The 21,203-nt window shown below is 70.2% G+C and carries 22 protein-coding genes; 12 read left to right on the top strand and 10 right to left on the bottom strand.

All coding sequences use genetic code 11. The features are described from left to right. Positions 1-30 precede the first annotated feature (30 nt). Positions 31-777 carry an SAM-dependent methyltransferase gene (locus A3CU_RS0141050; protein ID WP_027947130.1) on the bottom strand — a complete coding sequence of 249 codons (747 nt, stop codon included), beginning with the start codon at positions 775-777 and terminating at the stop codon, positions 31-33. Between the two features lie 316 nt (positions 778-1,093). Here A3CU_RS0141050 and A3CU_RS0141055 point away from each other — a divergent pair, with 316 nt between their 5' ends. Next, a complete protein-coding gene (locus A3CU_RS0141055) occupies positions 1,094-1,972 on the top strand; it encodes an alpha/beta fold hydrolase (RefSeq protein ID WP_027947131.1) in 879 nt (292 codons plus the stop codon). A 22-nt stretch (positions 1,973-1,994) separates the two neighbouring features. On the opposite strand, the gene A3CU_RS0141060 is transcribed toward A3CU_RS0141055, so the two are convergent. Next, positions 1,995-2,705 carry an MBL fold metallo-hydrolase gene (locus A3CU_RS0141060; protein WP_027947132.1) on the bottom strand — a complete coding sequence of 237 codons (711 nt, stop codon included), beginning with the start codon at positions 2,703-2,705 and terminating at the stop codon, positions 1,995-1,997. Between the two features lie 52 nt (positions 2,706-2,757). Continuing rightward, a complete protein-coding gene (locus A3CU_RS0141065; protein ID WP_027947133.1) occupies positions 2,758-3,510 on the bottom strand; it encodes a DUF427 domain-containing protein in 753 nt (250 codons plus the stop codon). Between the two features lie 141 nt (positions 3,511-3,651). Between A3CU_RS0141065 and A3CU_RS49275 the strand changes: the two genes are divergently transcribed. Genes A3CU_RS49275 through A3CU_RS0141085 form a run of 4 tightly spaced genes read left to right on the top strand, consistent with a single transcriptional unit; the run spans position 3,652 to position 5,782 of the window. Then, positions 3,652-3,843 carry a DUF2795 domain-containing protein gene (locus A3CU_RS49275; protein ID WP_043844235.1) on the top strand — a complete coding sequence of 64 codons (192 nt, stop codon included), beginning with the start codon at positions 3,652-3,654 and terminating at the stop codon, positions 3,841-3,843. Continuing rightward, a complete protein-coding gene (locus A3CU_RS0141075) occupies positions 3,824-4,831 on the top strand; it encodes a DNA topoisomerase IB (protein WP_027947134.1) in 1,008 nt (335 codons plus the stop codon). Before A3CU_RS49275 ends, A3CU_RS0141075 begins: the two co-directional genes overlap by 20 nt. A 21-nt stretch (positions 4,832-4,852) precedes the next feature. After that, positions 4,853-5,551 (top strand): methyltransferase, encoded by a 699-nt coding sequence (locus tag A3CU_RS0141080; RefSeq protein ID WP_425388322.1) that lies wholly within the window; start codon positions 4,853-4,855, stop codon positions 5,549-5,551. 3 nt (positions 5,552-5,554) lie between these two features. After that, complete coding sequence (locus A3CU_RS0141085; protein ID WP_084144218.1) at positions 5,555-5,782, top strand: CDGSH iron-sulfur domain-containing protein; 228 nt, start codon at positions 5,555-5,557, stop codon at positions 5,780-5,782. Between the two features lie 3 nt (positions 5,783-5,785). On the opposite strand, the gene A3CU_RS0141090 is transcribed toward A3CU_RS0141085, so the two are convergent. The 5 genes from A3CU_RS0141090 to A3CU_RS0141110 form a co-directional block, all read right to left on the bottom strand. Next, positions 5,786-6,754, bottom strand: coding sequence for an iron-containing redox enzyme family protein (locus A3CU_RS0141090; RefSeq protein ID WP_043844238.1), 969 nt, complete (start codon positions 6,752-6,754; stop codon positions 5,786-5,788). A 34-nt stretch (positions 6,755-6,788) separates the two neighbouring features. Continuing rightward, on the bottom strand, positions 6,789-7,940 hold the full coding sequence (locus A3CU_RS0141095) for a carboxylate-amine ligase (RefSeq protein ID WP_027947138.1): 1,152 nt from the start codon (positions 7,938-7,940) through the stop codon (positions 6,789-6,791). Beyond that, positions 7,865-9,361 carry an FAD-dependent oxidoreductase gene (locus tag A3CU_RS0141100; RefSeq protein WP_027947139.1) on the bottom strand — a complete coding sequence of 499 codons (1,497 nt, stop codon included), beginning with the start codon at positions 9,359-9,361 and terminating at the stop codon, positions 7,865-7,867. The genes A3CU_RS0141095 and A3CU_RS0141100 overlap by 76 nt, the downstream gene beginning before the upstream one ends. A 34-nt stretch (positions 9,362-9,395) precedes the next feature. Further along, positions 9,396-10,139, bottom strand: coding sequence for a class I SAM-dependent methyltransferase (locus A3CU_RS0141105; protein WP_027947140.1), 744 nt, complete (start codon positions 10,137-10,139; stop codon positions 9,396-9,398). A gap of 350 nt (positions 10,140-10,489) precedes the next feature. Continuing rightward, a complete protein-coding gene (locus A3CU_RS0141110) occupies positions 10,490-11,329 on the bottom strand; it encodes a helix-turn-helix transcriptional regulator (RefSeq protein WP_027947141.1) in 840 nt (279 codons plus the stop codon). 133 nt (positions 11,330-11,462) lie between these two features. On the opposite strand from A3CU_RS0141110, the gene A3CU_RS0141115 reads away from it, so the two are divergent. The 7 genes from A3CU_RS0141115 (at position 11,463) to A3CU_RS0141145 (ending at position 19,303) form a co-directional block, all read left to right on the top strand. Further along, complete coding sequence (locus tag A3CU_RS0141115) at positions 11,463-11,906, top strand: nuclear transport factor 2 family protein (protein ID WP_052373063.1); 444 nt, start codon at positions 11,463-11,465, stop codon at positions 11,904-11,906. A 163-nt stretch (positions 11,907-12,069) separates the two neighbouring features. Next, on the top strand, positions 12,070-12,942 hold the full coding sequence (locus A3CU_RS49280) for an NAD(P)H-binding protein (protein WP_052373066.1): 873 nt from the start codon (positions 12,070-12,072) through the stop codon (positions 12,940-12,942). A gap of 154 nt (positions 12,943-13,096) precedes the next feature. Then, positions 13,097-14,383 (top strand): ATP-grasp domain-containing protein, encoded by a 1,287-nt coding sequence (locus tag A3CU_RS0141125; RefSeq protein ID WP_027947143.1) that lies wholly within the window; start codon positions 13,097-13,099, stop codon positions 14,381-14,383. 3 nt (positions 14,384-14,386) lie between these two features. Beyond that, positions 14,387-16,405: a CocE/NonD family hydrolase gene (locus tag A3CU_RS0141130; protein ID WP_027947144.1), complete on the top strand. Its 2,019-nt coding sequence runs from the start codon at positions 14,387-14,389 to the stop codon at positions 16,403-16,405. A gap of 30 nt (positions 16,406-16,435) precedes the next feature. Next, a complete protein-coding gene (locus A3CU_RS0141135; protein WP_027947145.1) occupies positions 16,436-17,329 on the top strand; it encodes an alpha/beta hydrolase in 894 nt (297 codons plus the stop codon). Continuing rightward, on the top strand, positions 17,326-18,582 hold the full coding sequence (locus A3CU_RS49285) for a cytochrome P450 (RefSeq protein WP_043844240.1): 1,257 nt from the start codon (positions 17,326-17,328) through the stop codon (positions 18,580-18,582). The genes A3CU_RS0141135 and A3CU_RS49285 overlap by 4 nt, the downstream gene beginning before the upstream one ends. A 169-nt stretch (positions 18,583-18,751) precedes the next feature. Further along, entirely contained in the window at positions 18,752-19,303 is a 552-nt protein-coding gene (locus tag A3CU_RS0141145; protein ID WP_027947146.1) for a hemerythrin domain-containing protein, read from the top strand. A 69-nt stretch (positions 19,304-19,372) separates the two neighbouring features. On the opposite strand, the gene A3CU_RS0141150 is transcribed toward A3CU_RS0141145, so the two are convergent. Further along, positions 19,373-19,999 (bottom strand): UdgX family uracil-DNA binding protein, encoded by a 627-nt coding sequence (locus tag A3CU_RS0141150; RefSeq protein WP_027947147.1) that lies wholly within the window; start codon positions 19,997-19,999, stop codon positions 19,373-19,375. After that, positions 19,996-21,180, bottom strand: a complete 1,185-nt coding sequence (locus A3CU_RS0141155) for a zinc-dependent alcohol dehydrogenase (RefSeq protein WP_027947148.1) — start codon at positions 21,178-21,180, stop codon at positions 19,996-19,998. The genes A3CU_RS0141150 and A3CU_RS0141155 overlap by 4 nt, the downstream gene beginning before the upstream one ends. Between the last annotated feature and the right edge of the window lie 23 nt (positions 21,181-21,203).

Raw genomic sequence — 21,203 nt, forward strand, 5'->3', positions numbered from 1 at the left:
GCAGCGCGCGGCCCCGCACACCGTCGATAGTCAGCGACTCATCAGCGCGAAGACTCCCCAGCCGAGGTACTCCCGCTGGTACCGCGTGTAACGGGCAGGCTCGGTGGTGAGGTCGGCGCGGACCTCGGCGGCCAGCTCGTCGTCGGGATGCTCGCCGAGCCAACGGCGCATGCTGAGCCATTGGGCCGCCTGGTAACGGTCCCAGCTGTCCTGGGAGGACAGGACCATCTCGACGACGTCGTACCCGAGCTCACCGAACTGCTCGATCAGATCCGGCAGCAGTCGGAAGTCGTCGACGCTCGTGGCGAGACAGCCGCGAGCAGTCTCCTCGTCGGGCACGGGCTTGCGCCAGTACGGCTCGCCGATCAGCATCAGGCCATCGTCGCGGAGGCTCCGGCTCAACAGTTCGACTGTCCCGGGCACGCCGTCGCCGATCCAGGTGGCACCGACGCACGCGGCAAGGTCAACGCGCTCGTCCGCGACGAATCCGGACGCGTCGTCGTGTACGAAGCTGACCCGGTCGGCGACACCGAGCTCGACCGCACGCGTACGTGCCTGCTCGGTGAAGACGGTGCTGATGTCGACCCCGGTACCGGTGACGCCGTGGTCGCGGGCCCAGGTGCACAACATCTCACCGGAGCCGCTGGCGAGATCGAGGATGCGGCTACCCGGACTCAGGCGCAGCGCCTGGCCGAGGGTGGCTAACTTCTCTGCCGTGAACGGGTTGTGGATGCGGTGGTGGGATTCACGGATGGTGAAGATGCGCGGAAGATCCACGAGAGGTGTTCCTTACCTTCGATGAGGTCATGACAGGTCGCAGCGACCGCCGCTTGAGCAGGGGCGGTCATGTCATGGGCAGTCATCGATACACCTCTTTGGAACGCGGGGAAGCTTGTGGCAGCCACCGTAGCTGGGAGCGCCTTGCGATCGCCACGGACCTTACGACCCGATCGCTGCTCGAAACCGGTGGATTCGGGCCACAACTACACCCTCGTCTGTGAAGAGCCGCTAATCCACTGCTAACCCGGCTCCCAGATCCTCGTCTTGTTCACGCATCCACTTGTGACGATGTCGAGAGACGGAGACGACAACGATGGGCATCACCATTCCGGGGTTCGAGACCAAATCGATCGCGGTGGCCGACGGTATCGAGCTGAACGCGGCGGTCGGCGGGCAAGGACCGGCACTCGTGCTGCTACACGGCTTTCCCGAAACCCACCTGATGTGGCGGCACGTCGCTCCCATCCTCGCCGAGCACCACACCGTGGTCTGCCCCGACCTTCGCGGCTACGGCGCCAGCAGCAAACCGGAAGCGGTCGACGAGAACACCTATTCGAAGCGGACGATGGCCGCGGACATCGTCGGCCTCGCCGACGCACTCGGATTCGACCGGTTCGCACTCGTCGGGCACGACCGCGGCGCGCACGTTGCCTTCCGGGCCGGCCTTGATCACCCGGATCGGGTAAGTCACCTGGGGATCCTGGACATCCTTCCCACGCTGGACACCTGGAACGTCCTCCACGGGGTCAGTGCGGCGGTGGCCTTCCACCTCTATCTGATGGCCCAGCCGCCCGGTCTGCCCGAGCGGATGATCGCCAACAGCTCCGACGCGTTCTTCGGCTACTTCCTCGACATCTGGTCCAAGAGCTCCGACGCCATCCCGGCGGACGTGCGCGCCGAGTACCTTCACGCGTGCCGTGACGCCGTTGAGTCGATCGTCGCCGACTACCGGGCCACCGCGACCGTCGACATCGAGCACGACCAGGCCGACCACGACGCCGGCAACCGGCTCACCATGCCGGTGATGGTCGTCCAGCAGGACTGGGGGAAGCAACTGGGGTTCGACGCGTCCGCGACCTGGCGGCCGTGGGTCGCCGACCTTCGGCACTTCACCACCCAGGCGGGTCACTTCATGGCCGAGGAGGCACCGGAGGACATCGCCACGCTGGTCCTGGACCTGGTGAAACGGTGATCGCCCGGCCAGGCCGCCCGGCCTAGGCGAACATGACCTTCCACTCCTCGAGGGAACGAGGACGGAAGACGAAGTTCTGCTGCCGGACCGACGACAGGGCGGCCGACGGTTCGGCCGAATACTGGTGGCCCGGGAAGACCACCGGGTCGCCGGGCAGGCTCGCCAGCCACTGCAGGCTCCGGTACATGGCCTCGGAGTCGCCGCCCGGGAAGTCCGTCCGGCCGCAGCCTTCGAGGAACAGCGTGTCACCCGCGACAAGCCGCCCCTCCACCAGGAAGCACTGGCTGCCCGGGGTGTGCCCGGGGGTGTGCAACAGCCGGATCTCGATGTCGCCGACGGTCACGACGTCGTCGTGGTCGTGCGGGGTGAGGTCGGTCGCGGACACGCCCGTGACGCGCCGGACCCACTCCGTCTCCTCCCGGTTGACGTGCACCGGCACCGGTTCGCGAGCGAGTAGCTCACTGAGGCCGGGTAGCGAGAAACCCATCATGTCGCCGCCGACGTGGTCGGGGTGATGGTGGGTGGCGAGCACCCCGGTCAGCCGCATGTCGTCGGCTGCCAGCGCGTCCAGCAGGTCGCCGACCGCGTAGGCCGGGTCGACCACCACCGCCTCCCGGGTCTCGCGATCGCCGATCAGATAGGCGAAGTTCACCATCTGGCTCGCGACCGGGTTACCGGCCGCGTAGTCGCGGCCGGACAGCAACTGGCGGAAGTACAGGCGGTCGGCTGTCACACCTGAAGACCCTAGCCCAGCATGTTCCTCCGCGAGTCGGCGCAAGAGCTACTCAGGCGAACTTGGTCTTCGGCCTCTCCTGCTTCACCCCATCGAGGAAGACGTCGACCTTCTCGTCGTAGAACGCGACCAACCCGGCGACCTTCTGGCTTTCCGGCAGCGGCATCCGGTAGTACCAGGCGACGTCCGTATACAACTCGTCACCGATGCGCACCGACCAGTACTCCGCCTCACCCTTGTACGGGCAACGGGTGATCGTGTCGCTCGGCTCCAGCAACTCCAGTCGCACGTCGGTCTTCGGCAGGTAGTACCGCGTCGGCAGGCCGGTCTCGAACAGCAGCCGCGGCTGGCTGGACTCGGCCACGGTCACCCCGTCGATCTCCACGCGGATGTGCCGCGAGCTGGACAGGACGTCGACCCGGGTGTACGGGTCACGCGGGTGGACGAAGATCTCCTCGTCCTCCTCGAACCACGCGTCCATGGCCGCGAAGTCCAGCCGAACGTGGTCCCGCAGTTCCCCGATCGGCGAGTCCGGGTACTCGGTGGCCGCCTCGACGGCCTCGCGGTCCCCCACCTTGACGGTGGAGAGACGCCCCTCACCGCGGCTGGGGGAAGGCCTGGCCGCCCCGGTCGGCACCAGAACGTCCTCGACGTCCTCGCGCGGGAGGTAGTAGGTGGGGTAGTACGGCACCTCCCACACCAGCAGCGGCCGTCGGCTGTCGGCGATGACCCGGCCGCCGAAGACCACCCGCACCCGCCTGGCACTTTGCTCGACTTTGACCCGTCCACGGGTTTGCGTACTCATGACGGAACCAACCTCGCCGATCGCACGGATATTTCCGGGTTCCGTCCTGAACCGTCGCCGACCACTCGATTGGCGTCAGCGCAGCCCGCTCCCCTTGATGCGGCCGGTTTGCGCTCCTCAGGTGGAGGGTATGCCCGGTTCATGGACGAGCGGCTGTGGACCCTGCTGTCCGATGTGGACTTTCCGTGCAGCCGGGCGGAACTGCTCCGCCACGCCGCCGCCGGTGGCGCGGACGACGACGTCCTCGGACACCTCGCGGCATTGCCCGAGCGCAGGTACCCCGGCCTGGCCGACGTGATCAGGGAAGTGCCCCGTGCGCCTGGAGAAAAGTGACCCGGGCGCACCGGGCATCCGGCGCCGGAGGAACGGGGCCGGTTTTCGCTATTTCGACCCGCAGGGCGGGCCGTTACGGGACGAGGAAACGCTTCGCCGGGTGAAGGATCTGGCCATCCCGCCGGCCTGGCACGACCTGTGGATCTGCCCGAAGCCGAACGGGCACATCCAGGCGATCGGCACCGACGACGCCGGCCGGCGCCAGTATCTCTACCACGAGAAGTGGCGCCGGGCCCGCGACGAGGAGAAGCACGACCGGGTGCTCGAACTGGCGAAGCGGCTGCCCGAGTGGCGCGCACGGGTGGCCGCCGATCTGCGGGTACGCGGACTCGGTCAGTTGCGGGTGCTGGCGGGTTCGCTGCGCATGCTGGACCGGGGTGTCTTCCGGACCGGCGGCGAGGAGTACGCGGAGGAGCACGGCACGCGAGGCGCCGCGACCCTGCTCCGCGACGACGTGACCGTGCGACGGGAGGTCCTCGTCTTCCGGTACCCCGCCAAGGGCGGCATCGAGCGGGCGCTGAGCATTACCGACGCGGACCTGGCCGGACTGGTGAAGTCGTTGCGGCGAGCCAAATCCGGTACCGACCGGCTGCTGGTCTACCGCAACGGCGACGGCTGGCGCGAGGTGCACGCCGAGCAGATCAACGAGCGGTTCAAGGAACTTGCGGGCGCGGAGTTCACCGCGAAGGACCTGCGGACGTGGCACGCCACCGTGCTGGCCGCCACCGCTTACGCCGCCGCACCACCGGCGAGGTCGGAGCGCGCCTTCACCCGGGCCAGGGCGGCTGTGATGCGCGAAGTGGCCGAGGAACTGGGCAACACGCCGACGGTGGCACGAAACTCCTATGTGGACCCGCGAGTGACCCGCGCGTACCACGAAGGCTCCACTGTGGACATTCCGATCGCACGGATCGAGACCGAGCGGGACCGGGCCGAGCTGGAGCGGGCCGTGATCCGGCTGCTGGACCACCGGAAGCACCGAGGGTAGGGGGCCGTGGTATCTGGGCGTGTGAAGATCGCGAGGGCACTGTGGACGTTGACGGGGCCGTCGCTGCCAGACCGCCGAAGGCTGCGGCTTCCCGGCGTGTACCGGCCGCAGGCCGACACCCGGTTGCTGCTGCGCGCACTGCGGGATGCCGGGCTCGGCCGAGGTTGGCGAGCGCTTGATCTCTACACCGGGTGCGGGGTGGGGGCGGTCGAGGCAGTGCGCTGCGGCGCGGGCGAGGTGACCGCCGTGGACGTCTATCTGCCGGCGGTGGCCAGCGCCTGGATCAACACGCTGGGGCTGCCGGCCCGGATCCGGCGAAGGGAGCCGGCGGACGAGTCGTTCGATGTCGTGCTCGCCAACCCGCCCTACGTGCCGTGCCCAGGGGCGGGACGGCCGAGCGGGCCCGCACTGGCCTGGGACGCCGGGCCGGACGGGCGGTCGCATCTCGACCGGCTGTGCGACCGGGCCGCCGGCCTGCTCGCTCCGGGCGGCACGATGCTCGTCGTGCACTCCGCGGTGTGCGGGGTCCGGCGCACCCTGGAGTCGTTGCGTGGCAACGGACTCTCGTCGTCCGTGGCGGCCCGCGCCGTCGAGCCGTTCGGCCCGGTGATGCGCGGGCGCGCGGGATATCTGGAGGCGGCCGGCCTGATCGAAGCCGGGCAACGGCACGAAGAGCTCGTCGTGATCCGGGCCGACCGCCGGGACGGATTCGAGGAGTGAGTCATGGTGTCCGCGGCAATGGGTTCGAACGGCTCGCGGAACGAGCCGCGCCGGGTGACCATCGTGCCGGGCGGCCCCATCCTCGTCGAAGGACCGGTGGAACTGACCCTGCCCGACGGCTCGACCGTGTTCGCGGACCGGTTCGTGGTCGCGATCTGCGCGTGCAAGCGCAGCCGTCGCTACCCGTTCTGCGACACCAGTCATCGCACCCGTGAGCGGAAGTCGCGGTAGGGGTCATACCGGGCGCAATGAGGTCCGGCCTGCCCGCCAGGCGCCGAGGACGTGGTCGGTGAAGGAGCTTTCCACCAGTTCGGTCGCCTGGATGCCGAAGACCACGTCGGCCGCCAGCTCCGGCTCGGCCGCGAGCAGGCCGCCGATCACCTCCCGGCGCATGACCTGCTCGTGCACGGCGTCTGCCTCGATGTGCTCGGTGAAGAACCGGCGGCACGCCTCCGGCGCCTCGTGGCGGGCCAGTGCGCGGTCCATCCGCCGGGCGCTCGGCGCGGTGCTGATCTCCGCGGCCGTGAAGTGCCCGACCAGCGCGCCCCGTAGCCGGCGGTGCAGGCCGAACAGCGACATCAGGTTCACCACGGCCAGCATGCATGCGGGCGCTCGGTTCAGGTAGTGCAGGTAACCGGCGTCGAGCCCGGCCGCGGTGAGGAGATCGGCGTACAACTGGGCATGGACCCGCTCGGCGCGCCCGCCGCCGAACTCGTCGAACTCGACCGCGACCAGGGCCGCCTTCGCCCGGCCGCGCAACCGCGGGATGACCCAGGCGTGCGGGTCGGCCTCCTTGAGGTGGTAGATCGACCGGTGCACCAGGTATTCGCGCATCTGCCACCACTGGCCCCGCTCGGCGAGGTAGTGGCTGATCCCGGTGCCGTCGGCCGGTTCCACGAGCAGTTCGTCGAGCACCGCCGCCACCTCGGTGCCGCCGGCCGTGCCCGCGCGCAGCCCGGCCAGGAAGGCGCGCTCCATCCCGCCGCGGAAGGCGAGCAACCCCGGGTCCCACTCCCAGTCCGCGTCGACCCCCGGCAAGCCCTGGTAGTGCAGCTCGTAGCACAGATGGAGCGCCAGTTGGAGATCCTCGCCGAAGGCATCGGCGTCGGCGATCGCCGGGAACACGCCGGGCGAATCCGAGTGCAACGCTTTGACGACGGCTTCGGACAGCGGACCACGGGCATCGATCACGTCAGCCGTCATACTGTTTCCTTCGCGAGTTGCGACACAAGGGGCGTCATACCCGTTCCCCGTCGCCGGTAAGCATCGTGATCAGTGCCGGGAAGCCGGTGGCGGCCGCGCGCCGCTGCCGGTCGGCGCCGGTGCCGCACCGGTCCAGCCGGCACACCAGATCCCGCACCAGGTCCCCTTCGCTCTCCGTCTGCACGGGGTGCACGTGCTCCAGCAACTCGCCGAGAATCCGCCGCGCCGGCATCCGTCTGGCCAGGGCCGGGTGCACACCCTCGCCGCCGACGCCGTCCCGGGCCGCCGCCCACAGCGCGGCCGCCGCGACCTGGTCGGAGGGCCGCACGGCTTCCCGCCCGCGGTCGAGATCGGTCAGCGCGCGGTGCACCAGCGCCCGGCTGAGCAGTGCCTGCAGTACGGCCTCGTCAACCGAGCACGCGGTGTCGGCGACCCGGAATTCCACGGTCGGAAAGGCCATCGACGGCCGCGCGAGCCAGAACGTCATCCACGGGTCGACGAGCGCGCCGCAGTCCACGAGCCGGCGCACCTCTGCGGAGTATTCGGCGTAGCCGGAAAAGAACGGCGGCACACCCGCGCCCGGAAAGCGCGACTGCTGCACCATTCGCCAGCTGCCGTAGCCGGTGTCGTGGCCGCGGTCGAACGGCGAGTTGACCGAGATCGCCAGCAGCGTGGGCAGCCACGGGCGCAGGTGGTTCACCACCGCGACGGCGGTCTCGGCGTCCCCGACGCCGACATGCACGTGGCATCCGCACGCCTCGTAGTCGGCGACCATCCCGCGGTAGGTCCGGTCGACACGCGCGAACCGTCCCTCGTTGCTCCCGGGCACCGCCGGTCCGGAACGGACCGGTGTGCCGCACGCCGCGATGACCGCGTCGTGCCGGGCGGCGGCGCGCCGGAGGGAGCGCCTGCCCTCAACGAGCTGGTCACGCAGTTCCGCCACGTCCCGGCAGATTCCGGTGGCCGCTTCGATCTGGGTCGCGCGCAGCTCCCGCTGCACCAGGCCACCGCCGGGCAGCCGGGACAGTCCACTCAGGACGCGGCCGGCGCGCGGCACCGTCGCGCCCGTGGCCGGGTCCAGCAGGAGGAACTCCTCCTCGACGCCGAAGGTCAGGCCGGGGACAGCGGCGCCGTCGCCGGCCCCTGAATCACCGTGCCGTCGGTGCTGAATCGCGATCCGTGACATGGGCAGTCCCAGGTTTTCTCGGCGTTGTTGAACGCCACGAGACAACCCAGGTGGGTGCACCGAGCGCTCACCGTGCGCAGTTCACCGTCCTCGGTCCGATAGCCCGCGACGAACCGGCTTCCCCGCCGGGTCACCGTGGCCTCACCGGGTCGCAGTCCCTCGGGAGTGCCGGTGGAGGTGGCGGCGCCGACGTAGCCGCCTACCAGGTGCCTGGCCACCGCCACGTTGTCCTTGGCCAGCGCGACCGCCGAAGGCGCATCGAAACGGTTGGGGTCGAACAGCGCGGCAGCGGGGGGATCGCCGCCGCGGATCAGCTCGTCCAGCAGCAGGCCCGCGGCGGTGCCGCCGGTCATCCCCCACTGGCCGAACCCGGTGGCCACCCACAGGTGACGGGCCGCCGGATGATACCGGCCGACGTAGGGCACCGAGTCCAAAGTAGACATGTCGTGCGCGGACCAGCGGTGAGTCAGGCGAGTCATGCCGAGTTCGAGTGCGGCCTGCGCGAGCCGGGAGTAGCGTCCTTCGACGTCGATGTCTTCGCCCGTCCGGTAATGCTCGCCGCCGACGACGAGGAAGCCGTCGTAGCCACGCAGAGAGCGATGCGTGTCGGCGTCCAGGTACATGCCGTCCACCGCCGCGCCGGGCCCGGCGACCGCGAGGTCACGCACCGGGTTCAGCCGGGCGAAGAACAGGCCGCGGTCGAGGATCGGGTAGTGCGTGGCCACCACGACGTCGCGCCCGCGCACCCGCCCACGCGGCGTGTGGACGATCCCGCGCTCCTCGACCTGCGTGACCCGGATGCCTTCCACGATCCGCCCGCCGAGTTGCTCGATCCGTTCGGCCAGGCCCAGCAGCCAGCGGCGCGGGTGGAACTGCGCCTGCCCGGTGAACCGGACGGCGCCGGCCGCGCCGAGCGGCGGCACTATCTCTTCCCCGCCGACCAGACTCGCGGGCAGGCCCGCCTCCTCGGCAGCCTCCGCCTCCGCGCGCAAACGGTCGAGGCGAGCCGGATCGGTGACGTACACGAAGCTGTCCTGGCGCGTGAAAGCACAGTCGATCTCCACCTCCGCCGAGGTGCGGGCGATCCAGTCGAGCGCGGCCGACTGGGCTTGTCCGTAGGTGGCGGCGGCGATCGCGCCCCCGCGCTTGTCCTTGCGCGACTTGAGAGTCGAGTACGCCAGTGCGTGCTGCGCGGTCACCTTGGCGGTGGTGTGGCCGGACACACCCGCGCCGACCGCACCGGCCTCCAGCACCAGCACGGAGCGTCCGGCCGCCGCCAGCAGGTAGGCCGTGGTGAGGCCGGCGATCCCCGCGCCGATCACCACGACTTCGGCCTGGACGGGTAAAGGCCGCCCGCCGCGGTCCGGGGCGGGCGCGGTGTCCACCCACAGGGAAAGCGGCGCGGGCAGTCGCGGACTCACCCGCTCCGGCTTCCCGCTTCCCCCTCTCGCGAAACTATTCCGGCTTCACCGCGGTGACCAGTTCGGAACTGCCCCAGGGGCCGCCCCACCACATACGCCACCCGGCCGGGCGCACCTGGATGCCGGTCACGCCCAGTTCGGTGAGGTGGTCGCGGTATGCCCGTGGCGTGCCGAAGATGTCGACGACGAACAACCGCCCGCCCGGGCGCAGCACACGCACCGCCTCCTCGATGGCCTTGGCGCGCTCCGCGGCGGGGGAGATGTTGTGGATCGCCAGGCTGGACACCACGACGTCGAACTCGCCGTCGCCGAACGGCAGTTCGCGCAGGTCGCCCGTGTGTAACTCGATCCGGTCCCGCACCCGCTCGGCGGACGCGTTGCGTTCGGTGGTGTCCTGGGCATTGCCGGACTGGTCCCGGGTCTGCCACAGGTCGACGCCGACCGCGTGGCCGGTGGTGAGCCGTCCGGCGACCGCGAGCAGCACCGCGCCGCGCCCGCAACCGAGGTCGAGCACCCGCTCGTCGCCGCGCAGCCCGGCCTCGTCGAGTATCTCCGCCCAGACCCGGAACTTCCCGCGTTTGGTGGCGTGCAGGTAGCACCCGGCCGAAAACAGGAACACGACCGCGAGCACGGCCGGTGCGACCGCCACGGCCGGGCCGGCGAGAACCGCGGTGGCGATCGTCGCGGCGGTCAGCAAGACCGCGGCGGAGGCTAGCCCGAACAAGGTGGCCGGGGAGTCGATGCCGTAGGAGCCCCGCACCGGTGCCTGAGCCGTCATGGCCGCCAATCCTGGCAGATCCCGCCACCACCCGCCTCACCGAGTCCGCAGGTCCAGACCGCGTTGACCAGGGCCCGCCCGGCGTGTCTCCGCCCCAGGCACCCGAGTTCCGGCTTCAGGCACCCGAGTTCCGGCTTCAGGCACCCGAGTTCCGGCTTCAGGCACGCGAGTTCCGGCTTCAGGCACCCGAGTTCTCGGTTCAAGGACGTAAGTTGCGGATTCGCGACGTCAGGTTCGCCGTCGGCATCGACAACCGTGCCTGTTCATCCATTATGGACAATCTCACCGACCGGCCTGTTGTCAGCGACCGCGGCCGTCTCCGGCATCGTGTCGGCACCCGTGCAGCAGGGTCACTCGCCGAGGGTGCCCAGCCGGGCGAGTGCGGCGGCGCTCGGGCTGCCCGGTTCCGCGGTGTACATCACCAACTGCAGGTCGGTGCCGGGCAGCAGCAGGGTCTGGCAGTCCAGCTCCAGCTCGCCCAACTCCGGGTGGCGCAGGTACTTGCGCAGCGTAGGTCTGGGTCGCACGTCGTGGTCACGCCAGCCGGCGGTGAAGTCCGGGCTGTGTGCGGCGAACTCGTTGACCAGCTCGCCAAGGACGCGGTCGGCCGGGTAGCGGACGCTGGCCGCGCGCAACCGGGCGGCGGACTGCCGGGCGAACGCGCCCTCCGCGCCTGGCGGTGCCGAGCAGCGGGCGTCGCCCAGCCGGATGGACAGCCGCACGATATTGCGCTCCTCGGCGGGGAGCAGCCCGAACTCAATGATCAACGCGGCGGCCGCGGCGTTCCAGGCCACGATGTCCTGCCGCTCGTCGACCAGGTAGGCGGGTATCGGGCCGAGCCGGTCCAGCAGCCGGTGGGCGTCGGCGGGCACCGGTGCCCGATCGGCGTCCGTGCCCGGCGGGACCTGCCCGGCCAGCCGGGCCAGGTGCTCGCGCTCCGCGGCGGTGAGCCGCAGCGCGGTGCCCAGCGCGGCCAACACCTCCGGGGACGGACGCGGTGCGCGGGCCTGCTCCAGCCGTTCGTAGTAGCTGACCGACATCCCGGCCAGTGCGGCCACCTCTTCGCGGCGCAGCCCGGGAGTGCGCCGGGCCCGCCGGCCCGGCGGATGGGTGGCCGTGGCCGGCACCTGGTCCGGGCGCAGTGTCTCCCGCCGGCGCCGCAGGAAGTCGGCCAGTTCGGCTCTGCTCACCCCGCTCATGGTGGCACGGGGCGCCCGGCTTAGCCACGGACTGGCGGTCCGGGGCTTGACTGTCTGTTCCCGACGGCGCAGCCCTTGTCCAATCTGGACCGGTCACACACCTGATTGAGCACTGGAGGACACCGTGTCGAGCACTCCCGAGGAGACGTTCCGTCGGCTGCTGGATCTGTTACTGGCCAAGGACATGGACGCCATCGCCGACTTGTGGGCAGACGACGGCATCGCCGAATTCCCGTTCGCCACCGAGATCTCGCCGCGGCAGCTGGCCGGACGGGAGGAGGTCCGCGACTACCTGGCCGGATATCCGGAGGTGATGGATGTGCGAGAGATCTCCGCGGTCACCGTGCACCACACGGAACGGCCGGACACCATTGTGGTGGAGTTCACCGCGAACGGCCGCACGGTGCGCACCGGCGAGCCCTATCGGCTGGACTACGTCGTGGTGATCACCGTCCGGGACGGCCTGATCACCCGCTACCGGGACTACTGGAGTCCACTTGCCGCCGCCGCGGCGGCCGGGGCGCTGCCCGAACTGCTCGACACGCTGCGCTCGGCGGCCGTCCGATGACACCCCTTATGTCAACCCGCGGCAATCAAGGTGACCACAGAGCGCGCGCCTTTGTCCCGCTATCGGGGCGGCGGGGCGCCCTGTTCGCAGACCTGACTCGACCGCCTATGCAGCGCCCCGTCGACACGATCGCGGTCGCGCGCAAAGCCGCGGAGGAACACTGATGACACGCGTGCTGGTGACCGGTGGCACCGGGAAGACCGGGAGCGCGCTGGTGGAACTGCTGCGTGGCAGCGGCGTGCCGGTCCGGGTGGGCAGCCGGAACCCGGCTGCCGATGATCCTGACGCGGTCCGGTTCGACTGGGGTGACCCGGCCACCCATCCGGCCGCGTTGCGCGGAGTGGACCGGATCTTCCTGGTGCCTCCGGTGGAGAGCGTGGACCCGATGCCGATGGCCGGGCCGTTCCTCGCCGAGGCGCACCGTCTCGACGTGCACCGGGTGGTGCTCCTCGGCTCCGCCGTCGTGCTGCCGAACGCTCCCGGCGCGCTGGAACTGGCCGCGCGGGTGCGGGCCCGGCCCGGGTGGGTCGTGCTGCGCGCGTCCGGGTTCATGCAGAACTTCCTGAGAACGCACCCGCTGGGCGAGCGGATCCGTCAGCACGGCGAGATCCGCACCGCCGCCGGTGACGGCCGGCTGGGCTGGATCGACGCGCGGGACATCGCCGCCGCTGCCTTCGCCCTGCTCGCCGAGCCCGGCGGCCGGCGCGACTACCTGCTGACCGGGCCGAAGGCGCTGAGCTACCAGGACGCGGCGGAGATCATCACCGCGCGGACCGGGCGGCGGGTCCGGGTGGTGCACATCGGGACTGACGAGCAGGCGGCCAACTACCGGGCCGCAGGCATGCCCGCCGGGTTCGCCGCCGCTCTCGCCGCCGTGGAAGACGGCATCAGGGCCGGCCGGGAAGAGCAAGTCAGCACCGCGGTGCTGGACCTGACCGGCCGTCCGCCCCGCACCTTCGCCGAGTTCGTCGAGGAGCACGCAACCGAGTGGGCGGGCCACCGGCCGCCTGAGCACTGGTCGAAAAAGGATCGTTAGTGGCGAGAAGACCACTGCTTCCCCGTGCCGACACTGTCCAAACAGGAATTTCCGGCCAGGTGCACACGTCGAACATGAGTCGTTGTCGTCACAGGGAACTTCTGGGGGTACCCGCATCAAGGGGTGTTTACCCGGCAGCGATCTCGGGGATGCGATGGGAGTGACAGACATCTTCGTGCTTGGGCTCGATGAACCGAACCGCCGGACCCTCGGCCGCGTGCCGGGGGCGGAGCACTACCGGTTCCACCCGCTACTGACCATTCCCGACCTCCAGGAGGGCGACCTCCCGATCGGGGACCTGATCACCAAGGCCATCCGGGAACTCGACGAGTTCGACGGCGAGATCGGCGCCATCGTCGGGTACTGGGACTTCCCGGTCAGCAGCATGGTGCCGCTGCTGTGCCGCCGCTACGGGCTGCCGGGACCGGAGCTGACCGGCGTGATCAAGTGCGAACACAAGTTCTGGAGCCGCCTGGAGCAGCGACAGGTCCTCGACGACGAGGTGCCCGAGTTCGCGCTGGTGGACCCGGACGGGGACGGCCACCCGCCCGCGGGGGTGAAATTCCCGATGTGGCTCAAGCCGGTGAAGTCGTTCTCGTCGGAACTGGCCTTCAAGGTCCGCGACGAGCGGGAGTTCGCCGAAGCGGTCGAGCAGATCCGGCTCGGCATCGAGCGGGTGGGCAAACCGTTCCAGTACGTGCTGGACCAGGCCGCCGGCCTGCGCCTGCCGCCCGAGGTGGAGCAGGCGGGCGCACTGTCCTGTCTGGCGGAGGAAGCCATGTCCGGGGTGCAGGCGGCGACCGAGGGCTTCGTCCACGACGGGGAGGTGGTCGTGAACGGCGTGCTGGACTCGATCAACTATCCGGACAGCTCATCGTTCCTGCGCCACCAGTACCCCTCACAGTTGCCCGAACGCGTGGTGTCGCGGATGACCGAGGTGTCGGAACGAGTGATCTCGCGCATCGGACTGGACAACTCGACCTTTTCCGTGGAGTTCTTCGTGGAGCCGGACAGCGGCCGGGTCCGGGTGCTGGAGATCAATCCCCGGCATTCCCAGTCGCACGCGGAACTGTTCGAGTACGTCGACGGAGTCCCCAACCACCACTGCATGGTCCAGCTCGGCCTGGGGCGACGGCCGGACATGCCGCGCGGCGAAGGACGATATCCGATCGCGGCCAAGTGGTACCACCGCCGGTTCTCCGACGCCGTGGTGCGGCGCGTGCCGACCGAACAGGAGATCGAGCGCGTGCGGCAGGAGATCCCCGGCGTCGCCGTGGACGTGGTGCCCGCCGCCGGCCAGCGACTGTCCGATATGGACGCTCAGGACAGCTACAGCTACGAACTCGCCTTCGTCTACGTGGGCGCGGAAAACGAAGCGGAGCTGGAGCGGAAGTACCGGCGCGTGACGAACGCGCTGAATTTCGAGTTCGAGGAGGAATAGCCCATGCGCGCGGTCAGCGCGCTCCCGCACGAGATCATCCAGGAAGAACACGTCCGCATCCCGGTCTCGGACGGGATCTGCCTGTCCGCCCGGATCTGGCGGCCGGCGTCCTCCGACCAGGAGCCCGTGCCCGGGCTGTGCGAGTACATCCCTTACCGGAAAAGGGATCTCACCGCGTGGCGGGACTCGATCCATCACCCCTACCTCGCCGGGCACGGCTACGCGTGCGTGCGGGTGGACCTGCGCGGCACCGGTGATTCGGAGGGGGTGCTCGTCGACGAGTACGTCGAACGCGAGCAACTCGACGCCGAGGACGTGCTGGCCTGGATCGCCGAGCAGCCATGGTGTGACGGGCGGACGGGAATGATGGGCATCTCCTGGGGCGGGTTCGCCGCGCTCCAGGTCGCCGCCCGGAAGCCGCCGAGCCTGCGCGCCATCGCGATCTCGTCGTTCACCGACGACCGGTACTCCGACGACTTCCACTACATGGGTGGCTGCCTGCTTTCGGACAACCTCGGCGAGGCGGGCACGATGTTCGCCTACGCCACGCTCCCGCCCGACCCGGCGGTGGTCGGCGAACGCTGGCGTGAGATGTGGCTGGAGCGGTTGGATGCGGCCGGCCCGTGGGTCGACGAATGGTTGCGGCATCAGCACCGTGACGACTACTGGCGGCACGCGTCGGTGTGTGAGAACTACCAGGACGTGTGCTGTCCCGTGCTCGCCTCCAGCGGCTGGGCCGACGGCTACTCGAACGCCGTGATGCGGCTGCTCGCGCACCTGGACGTGCCACGCAAGGGCCTGATCGGCCCGTGGTCGCACAAGTACCCGCACCTGGGCGAGCCCGGCCCGGCGATCGGCTACCTGCAGGAACTCGTGCGATGGTGGGATCACTGGCTCAAGGACGTGGACAACGGCGTGCTCGACGGGCCGATGCTGCTCACCTGGATGCAGGAAAGCGTGCCGCCGTCGACGTCCTACGAGCAGCGGCCGGGACGGTGGGTCGGCGAACCGGACTGGCCGTCGCCGAACGTCGAGCCGTCCGTACGCCCGCTGGCCTGGCACCGGATCGCCGAACCGGGCGAGCGCGGTGAGGGCGGGGAACTCGGCCTGACCGTCTCCTCGCCGCTTTCGGTCGGCCAGTTCGCCGGCAAGTGGGCGTCCTACAACGCACCCCCGGACCTGCCCTACGACCAGCGGGAAGAGGACGGCGGCTCGCTCGTGTTCGACACCGACGCGCTCGGCGAGCGATGCGAGATCCTGGGCGCCCCGGTGGTGCGGCTGGAGGTGTCGGCGGACCGGCCGGTGGCCATGATCGCCGCGCGGATCTCGGACGTCGCGCCGGACGGCGCCGCGACCCGGGTGACGTACGGCCTGCTCAATCTCACCCACCGGGCGGGCCACGACCGGCCCGAACCGCTCGAGCCGGGCCGGCGGTACGCGGTCGAACTGGTGCTGAACGGGGTGGCACAGGCGTTTCCACCCGGGCACCGCATCCGGCTGTCACTGTCCACTTCGTACTGGCCGCTGGCCTGGCCGCCCCCGGATGCCACCCAGGTCACCGTGCACGCCGGGGAACTGGCGCTGCCCGTGCGGAAACCCGGCGAAGACCCCGCGTTCGCCGGCTTCGGCGAGCCCGAGGGGGCACCGCCGCTGCCGGTCACGCGGCTGCGTCCAGGGGAGGAGCGGTGGAACGTCAGCCGGGACCTGGTCGACTACGAGTCGGCGCTGGAGATAGTCAAGGACTCGGGCACTCAACGGATCGACGACATCGACCTGGAGTTCTCCCGCCGCGCCACCGAACGCTACGCGTCGGTGGCCGACGATTTCTCCTCCCCATCGGGGGAAACGGTGTGGACCATGGAGTTCGCCCGCGGCGACTGGTCCGCCCGGACCGAGACCCGGACGCTGCTTTCGTGCACACCGCGGGAGTTCGTGGTCCACGCCCGGCTGGATGCCTTCGAGGGCCCCTACCGGGTGTGCTCGCGGAACTGGCACTACGCCATTGCGCGCGACCTTGTTTAGCGTGCGGGGGCGACGGGTAGTTATCAGACCGTGACCAGCCTGCACGCGAAGGCGCTCACCGCCGCGATGTGGTTGAGCCGCCGCAAGCGAACCTTCGCCGACCTCGACCGGCTCCGGGAGAGCTTCGAGCACCGGCAGCGCCCGGAGGACGCCGTGCCTCCCGCGCGGGTGCGCCGCCAGGTGGCGGTGAGCCGGAACGTGCTCAGGGACCGCCCGGTCTACACCCTGCGGCCGCGCGGAGAAGGGACGTCACGGCATGTGCTGTACCTGCACGGCGGTGCCTATGTGCACCAGATTCAGCGCGATCACTGGTCGTTTTTGTCCAGACTGGTCAGGCGGACCGGCTGCACCGTCACCGCTCCGCTGTACCCGCTCGCGCCGACCCACCACTGCGACGAGACCGTCGATATGGTCATGGCCACCTACAAGGAAGAACTCGGCGCGGTCGAGCCGGGCGACCAGATCGTGATGGGTGACTCGGCGGGTGGCGCGCTCACGCTCGTGCTCGCCCGGAGCCTGCGCGACGAGGGACGCCCGCAGCCCAAGGAGATCGTGCTGCTGTCACCGTGGCTGGACGTGACGATGAGCGACCCGGCCCAGCCCGAACTCGACCGGCACGACCCGTACCTGGCCATCGCCGGGCTGCGCGAGGCAGGTCGCCTCTACGCCGGGCCCCGGGACCCGCGGGACCCGCTGATCAGCCCGCTCAACGGCGAACTGTCCGGGCTGGGCACGCTGAGCCTGTTCGCCGGCACCCGGGACGTGCTACTCGCCGACGCGCGGCGACTGCGGGAGAAGGCGCGGGCGCGGTCGGTTCCGTTGGAATACCACGAATATGAGGGGATGTTCCACGCGTGGATGATCGCGTACTTCGCCGAGGCGCGGCAGGCGACCGGGCGGATCGCACACCTGGTGCGGCGATGAGGGCGAACCGTCGGGAGACCCTGACCGTGCTGGCGTCCGTGCTCGGTCCCACGGTCGCGGGCGGCGTCATCAAGCGACGGCCCCGGGTCATGGGCGTGCTGGGGGCCATGCGGGCGGACCGCCGCGCGGTACGGGTGATGCAGGAGTTGCGGGCACGTCGCGGTGATACTCCGCTTCAGCTGGCCGTGCCGGGGCGCTCGCTCACGCTCGTGCTCTCCCCCGAGGACGTCGGGCGGGTGCTGGCCGACTCGCCGTCGGAGTTCACGCCCGCGAACTGGGAGAAAACCACCGCGCTGAGCCAGTTTCAGCCGCACGGCGTGCTGATTTCCAGCGGCGCGTCCCGCACGAGTCGCCGCGACTTCACCGAACGGGTGCTCGAGACCGCGGAACCGGCCCACCAGCTGACTTCGGTGATCAAGGCCAAAATCCACGAGGAAACCGCGCTGCTGCCCGAGACGCTGGACTGGCCGACGTTCGCGCCGGTGTGGTGGCGGATCGTGCGCCGGATCACGCTCGGAGACGGGGCGCGGGACGACGAGTTGACCACCGACCTGCTGGGGCGCCTGCGGCTGGCCGCCAACTGGGCCTTCCTCCATCCCCGCCGGCCAGGTTCACGGGCGGAGTTCCGCCGGCGGCTGGGCACACATCTGGAGCGCGCGGAAGAAGACAGCCTCGCCGGGATGATCGCGCGTACCGGCCCGTCCGGGGACATCGATGCCGCGAGCCAGGTCGCGCACTGGCTGTTCGCGTTCGATGCGGCCGGCATGACCGCCTTCCGGACGCTGGCGTTGCTCGCCACGCATTCCGGCGCGCACCGGCAGGCCGCCGGCGCGTCCGGTCCGGAACTGCCGTACCTGCGTGCGAGCGTGCTGGACACGGTCCGGCTCTGGCCCACCACCCCGATCATCCTGCGGGACACCACGAAGGACCTGGAGTGGAATGGCACCCGGCTGACCGCCGGAACCGGTCTACTGATCTTCACCCCGTTCTTCCACCGCGACGACGAGAACCTGCCCTACGCGCACAGTTTCACCCCGGAGATCTGGCTCGACGGGCGGGCGAAGGAAAACCCCGCACTGGTGCCGTTCAGCGGCGGCCCCGGCGAGTGCCCTGGCCGCAACCTCGTACTGCTGACCACCAGCATCCTGCTCGCCGACCTGCTCGGCTACCACCTGACCTCGCGCGAGCCGTTGGGCCCGAACCGGCCACTACCATCCACTTTGGACAACTTCGGGCTGACGTTCGCCCGCTAGGCGGTGTTTCCAAGCGCGCGCCCGTGATCACCTCGGCCGGAAACACGGACTTCGAGGCACGCTCTGGACGCTATCCGAAAGTGTTGATTTGCCGCGGTAAACGGTTTCTGGTGATTGAACGGCCCGGACACCGGGTATCGCCAGGGACGGAACCGTTTAGGAGGGACAAATGGCCGCTACCGAGCAAGTCGACCTCATCTCCGTCATCACCAGCGACCACCGCGAGGTGGAGGGCGCCTTCCAGGAGCTGGAAAGCGGGCGCGGCACCCCGGAATACCGCCGCGGGCTCGTCGACCACGTCATCAGCGAGCTGGTGCGGCACTCCGTCGCCGAGGAGCAGTTCATGTACCCGGCGGCTCGCCGGCACCTCGACAACGGCGACGAGCTGGCCGACCACGAGATCGCCGAACACGCCGAGGCCGAGCGGGTCATGAAGGAGCTGGAGGACCTGCCGGCGACCAAACCCCGCTTCGAAGAGCTGATGCGCGACCTGATGAACGACATCCGGCACCACATCGAGGACGAAGAACACGACCTGCTGCCGAAGCTTCAGCAGGCCTGCCCGCCGGAACAGCTGCGCGACCTCGGCGAAAAGATCGTCCGCGCCAAGAAGTTCGCGCCGACCCGCCCCCACCCGTCCGCACCGGACAAGCCACCGGCCAACCTGATCCTCGACCCCGGCGCCGGGCTCATCGACCGCCTTCGCGACGCGCTCAAGTGAACGGCGCGCTCAAGTGAAAACCGCGAATGCCCTCCCCGGCGTCGGGGAGGGCATTCGCCGGACACGCCGTCACGCCAGGACGGGGACCGCGGCCCGGAGGTCGGCCACCAGCGCCGCGTAGGCGGGTTCGCGATCGGGAGCGCGCAGCACCGACGACGGGTGAACGGTGGCCAGTACCTGCTCGGGATGGCCGTTCAACTCGGCGGGGGCGTCCAGCAGCACGCCACGGTGGTGCGTGACCCGGAAATCGGGGCCCAGCACCGACTGGGCCGCGGTCGCGCCGAGCACGATCGCCAGCCTCGGCCGCACCGAGGCGAACTCGGCGATCAACCACGGGCGGCAGGCCACGACCTCGGTCCGCGACGGCTTCTTGTGGATCCGCTGCTTGCCCCGCTCGCCCCGGCTGAACTTGAAGTGTTTCACCGCGTTGGTCACGTAGACCTCGTCCCGGTCGATGCCCGCCTCGGTCAACGCCCGGTCGAGCAGGCGCCCGGCCGGGCCGACGAAGGGCTCACCCGCGAGGTCCTCCCGGTCGCCCGGCTGTTCCCCCACGATGAGTGCCTTCGCGGGCACCGGCCCATCGCCGAACACCGTCTGCGTCGCGTCCTGATACAGGCCGCAGCCGCGGCACGAGCGGGCCGCCTCCCGCAGCCGGTCCAGGTCGGTGCTCTCCGGCACCCACTCCGCCGCTGTCATGGTCGAAGCAACACCTTGATCGCGCCGTCCCGCTTCTGCTGGAACATCCGGTAGGCGGCCGGCGCCTCGTCCAGCGGCAGCCGGTGGGTGGCCAGGTCCTCGACGCCCAGCGGGTCGGTGTCGCCCCGCACGAGCGGCAGGAGGTCGTCGAGCCACCGGCGCACGTTCGCCTGGCCCATGCGCAGCTGGATCTGCTTGTCGAACAGTTCCATCATCGGCAGCGGATCCAGCATCCCGCCGTAGACCCCGCTCAGCGAGATCGTGCCGCCCCGCCGCACCGTCCGGATCGCCTGGTACAGCACGCTCAACTGGTCGACCCCGGCCCGTTCGGTCACCTTCGCGGCGAGCGCCTGCGGCAGCAGGCCCACGAACTGGTGCGCCAGCCACGTCGCGGGTGCGCCGTGCGCCTCCATGCCGACCGCGTCGATCACCGAGTCGGCGCCGCGGCCTTCGGTCAGCTCGCGCACCACGGCGGACACGTCGCGCTGGTCGCGAACGTCCACAGTGGTCACCCCGTACCGGGCGGCCATGGTGAGCCGCTCCGGCACCAGGTCCACCCCGATCACCATGCCCGCGCCGCGCAGGAGGGCGATCCGGCAGCGCATCTGCCCGATCGGCCCCAGTCCGAACACGACCACGGACCCGCCGTCGGGGACGCTCGCGTACTCCACGGCCTGCCAGGCCGTGGGCAGCACGTCCGACAGGTAGAGGAACCGCTCGTCGGGCGGCCCCTCCGGCACCTTGACCGGGCCGTAGTGCGCCTGCGGGACGCGCAGGTACTCCGCCTGCCCGCCCGGCACCTGGCCGTAGAGCCGGGTGTAACCGAACAGCGCCGCGCCCTTGCCCTGGTCACGCACCTGGGTGGTCTCGCATTGGGACTGCAGGCCCGAGGTGCACATGTAGCAGTGCCCGCACGAAATGTTGAACGGCACCACCACCCGGTCTCCCGGCCTGATCGAGCCGACCTCGGAGCCGACCTCTTCGACCACGCCCATCGGCTCGTGGCCAAGGATGTCGCCCGCGGACATGAACGGGCCCAGCACCTCGTACAGGTGCAGGTCGGACCCGCAGATTCCGGAAGAGGTGACGCGCAGTACCGCGTCCGTGGGCTCGACGATCTTCGGATCCGCCACGGTGTCCACCCGGACATCGCGTTTGCCGTGCCATGCGACAGCCTTCATGCCGCTCGGTTGCCCGCCACGTG

This window comes from Amycolatopsis taiwanensis DSM 45107 (genome assembly GCF_000519205.1).
GTDB lineage: Bacteria > Actinomycetota > Actinomycetes > Mycobacteriales > Pseudonocardiaceae > Amycolatopsis_E > Amycolatopsis_E taiwanensis.

Bases quoted from the DNA above. Each gene is read 5' to 3' on its own strand.
- A3CU_RS49285 (WP_043844240.1), top strand. From the start codon at position 17,326: ATGAGGGCGAACCGTCGGGAGACCCTGACCGTGCTGGCGTCCGTGCTC.
- A3CU_RS0141105 (WP_027947140.1), bottom strand. From the start codon at position 10,139: ATGACGGCTCAGGCACCGGTGCGGGGCTCCTACGGCATCGACTCCCCG.
- A3CU_RS0141150 (WP_027947147.1), bottom strand. From the start codon at position 19,999: ATGACAGCGGCGGAGTGGGTGCCGGAGAGCACCGACCTGGACCGGCTG.
- A3CU_RS0141055 (WP_027947131.1), top strand. From the start codon at position 1,094: ATGGGCATCACCATTCCGGGGTTCGAGACCAAATCGATCGCGGTGGCC.
- A3CU_RS0141090 (WP_043844238.1), bottom strand. From the start codon at position 6,754: ATGACGGCTGACGTGATCGATGCCCGTGGTCCGCTGTCCGAAGCCGTC.
- A3CU_RS0141065 (WP_027947133.1), bottom strand. From the start codon at position 3,510: ATGAGTACGCAAACCCGTGGACGGGTCAAAGTCGAGCAAAGTGCCAGG.
- A3CU_RS0141130 (WP_027947144.1), top strand. From the start codon at position 14,387: ATGCGCGCGGTCAGCGCGCTCCCGCACGAGATCATCCAGGAAGAACAC.
- A3CU_RS49275 (WP_043844235.1), top strand. From the start codon at position 3,652: ATGGACGAGCGGCTGTGGACCCTGCTGTCCGATGTGGACTTTCCGTGC.
- A3CU_RS0141145 (WP_027947146.1), top strand. From the start codon at position 18,752: ATGGCCGCTACCGAGCAAGTCGACCTCATCTCCGTCATCACCAGCGAC.
- A3CU_RS0141125 (WP_027947143.1), top strand. From the start codon at position 13,097: ATGGGAGTGACAGACATCTTCGTGCTTGGGCTCGATGAACCGAACCGC.
- A3CU_RS49280 (WP_052373066.1), top strand. From the start codon at position 12,070: ATGACACGCGTGCTGGTGACCGGTGGCACCGGGAAGACCGGGAGCGCG.
- A3CU_RS0141085 (WP_084144218.1), top strand. From the start codon at position 5,555: ATGGTGTCCGCGGCAATGGGTTCGAACGGCTCGCGGAACGAGCCGCGC.
- A3CU_RS0141095 (WP_027947138.1), bottom strand. From the start codon at position 7,940: ATGTCACGGATCGCGATTCAGCACCGACGGCACGGTGATTCAGGGGCC.
- A3CU_RS0141155 (WP_027947148.1), bottom strand. From the start codon at position 21,180: ATGAAGGCTGTCGCATGGCACGGCAAACGCGATGTCCGGGTGGACACC.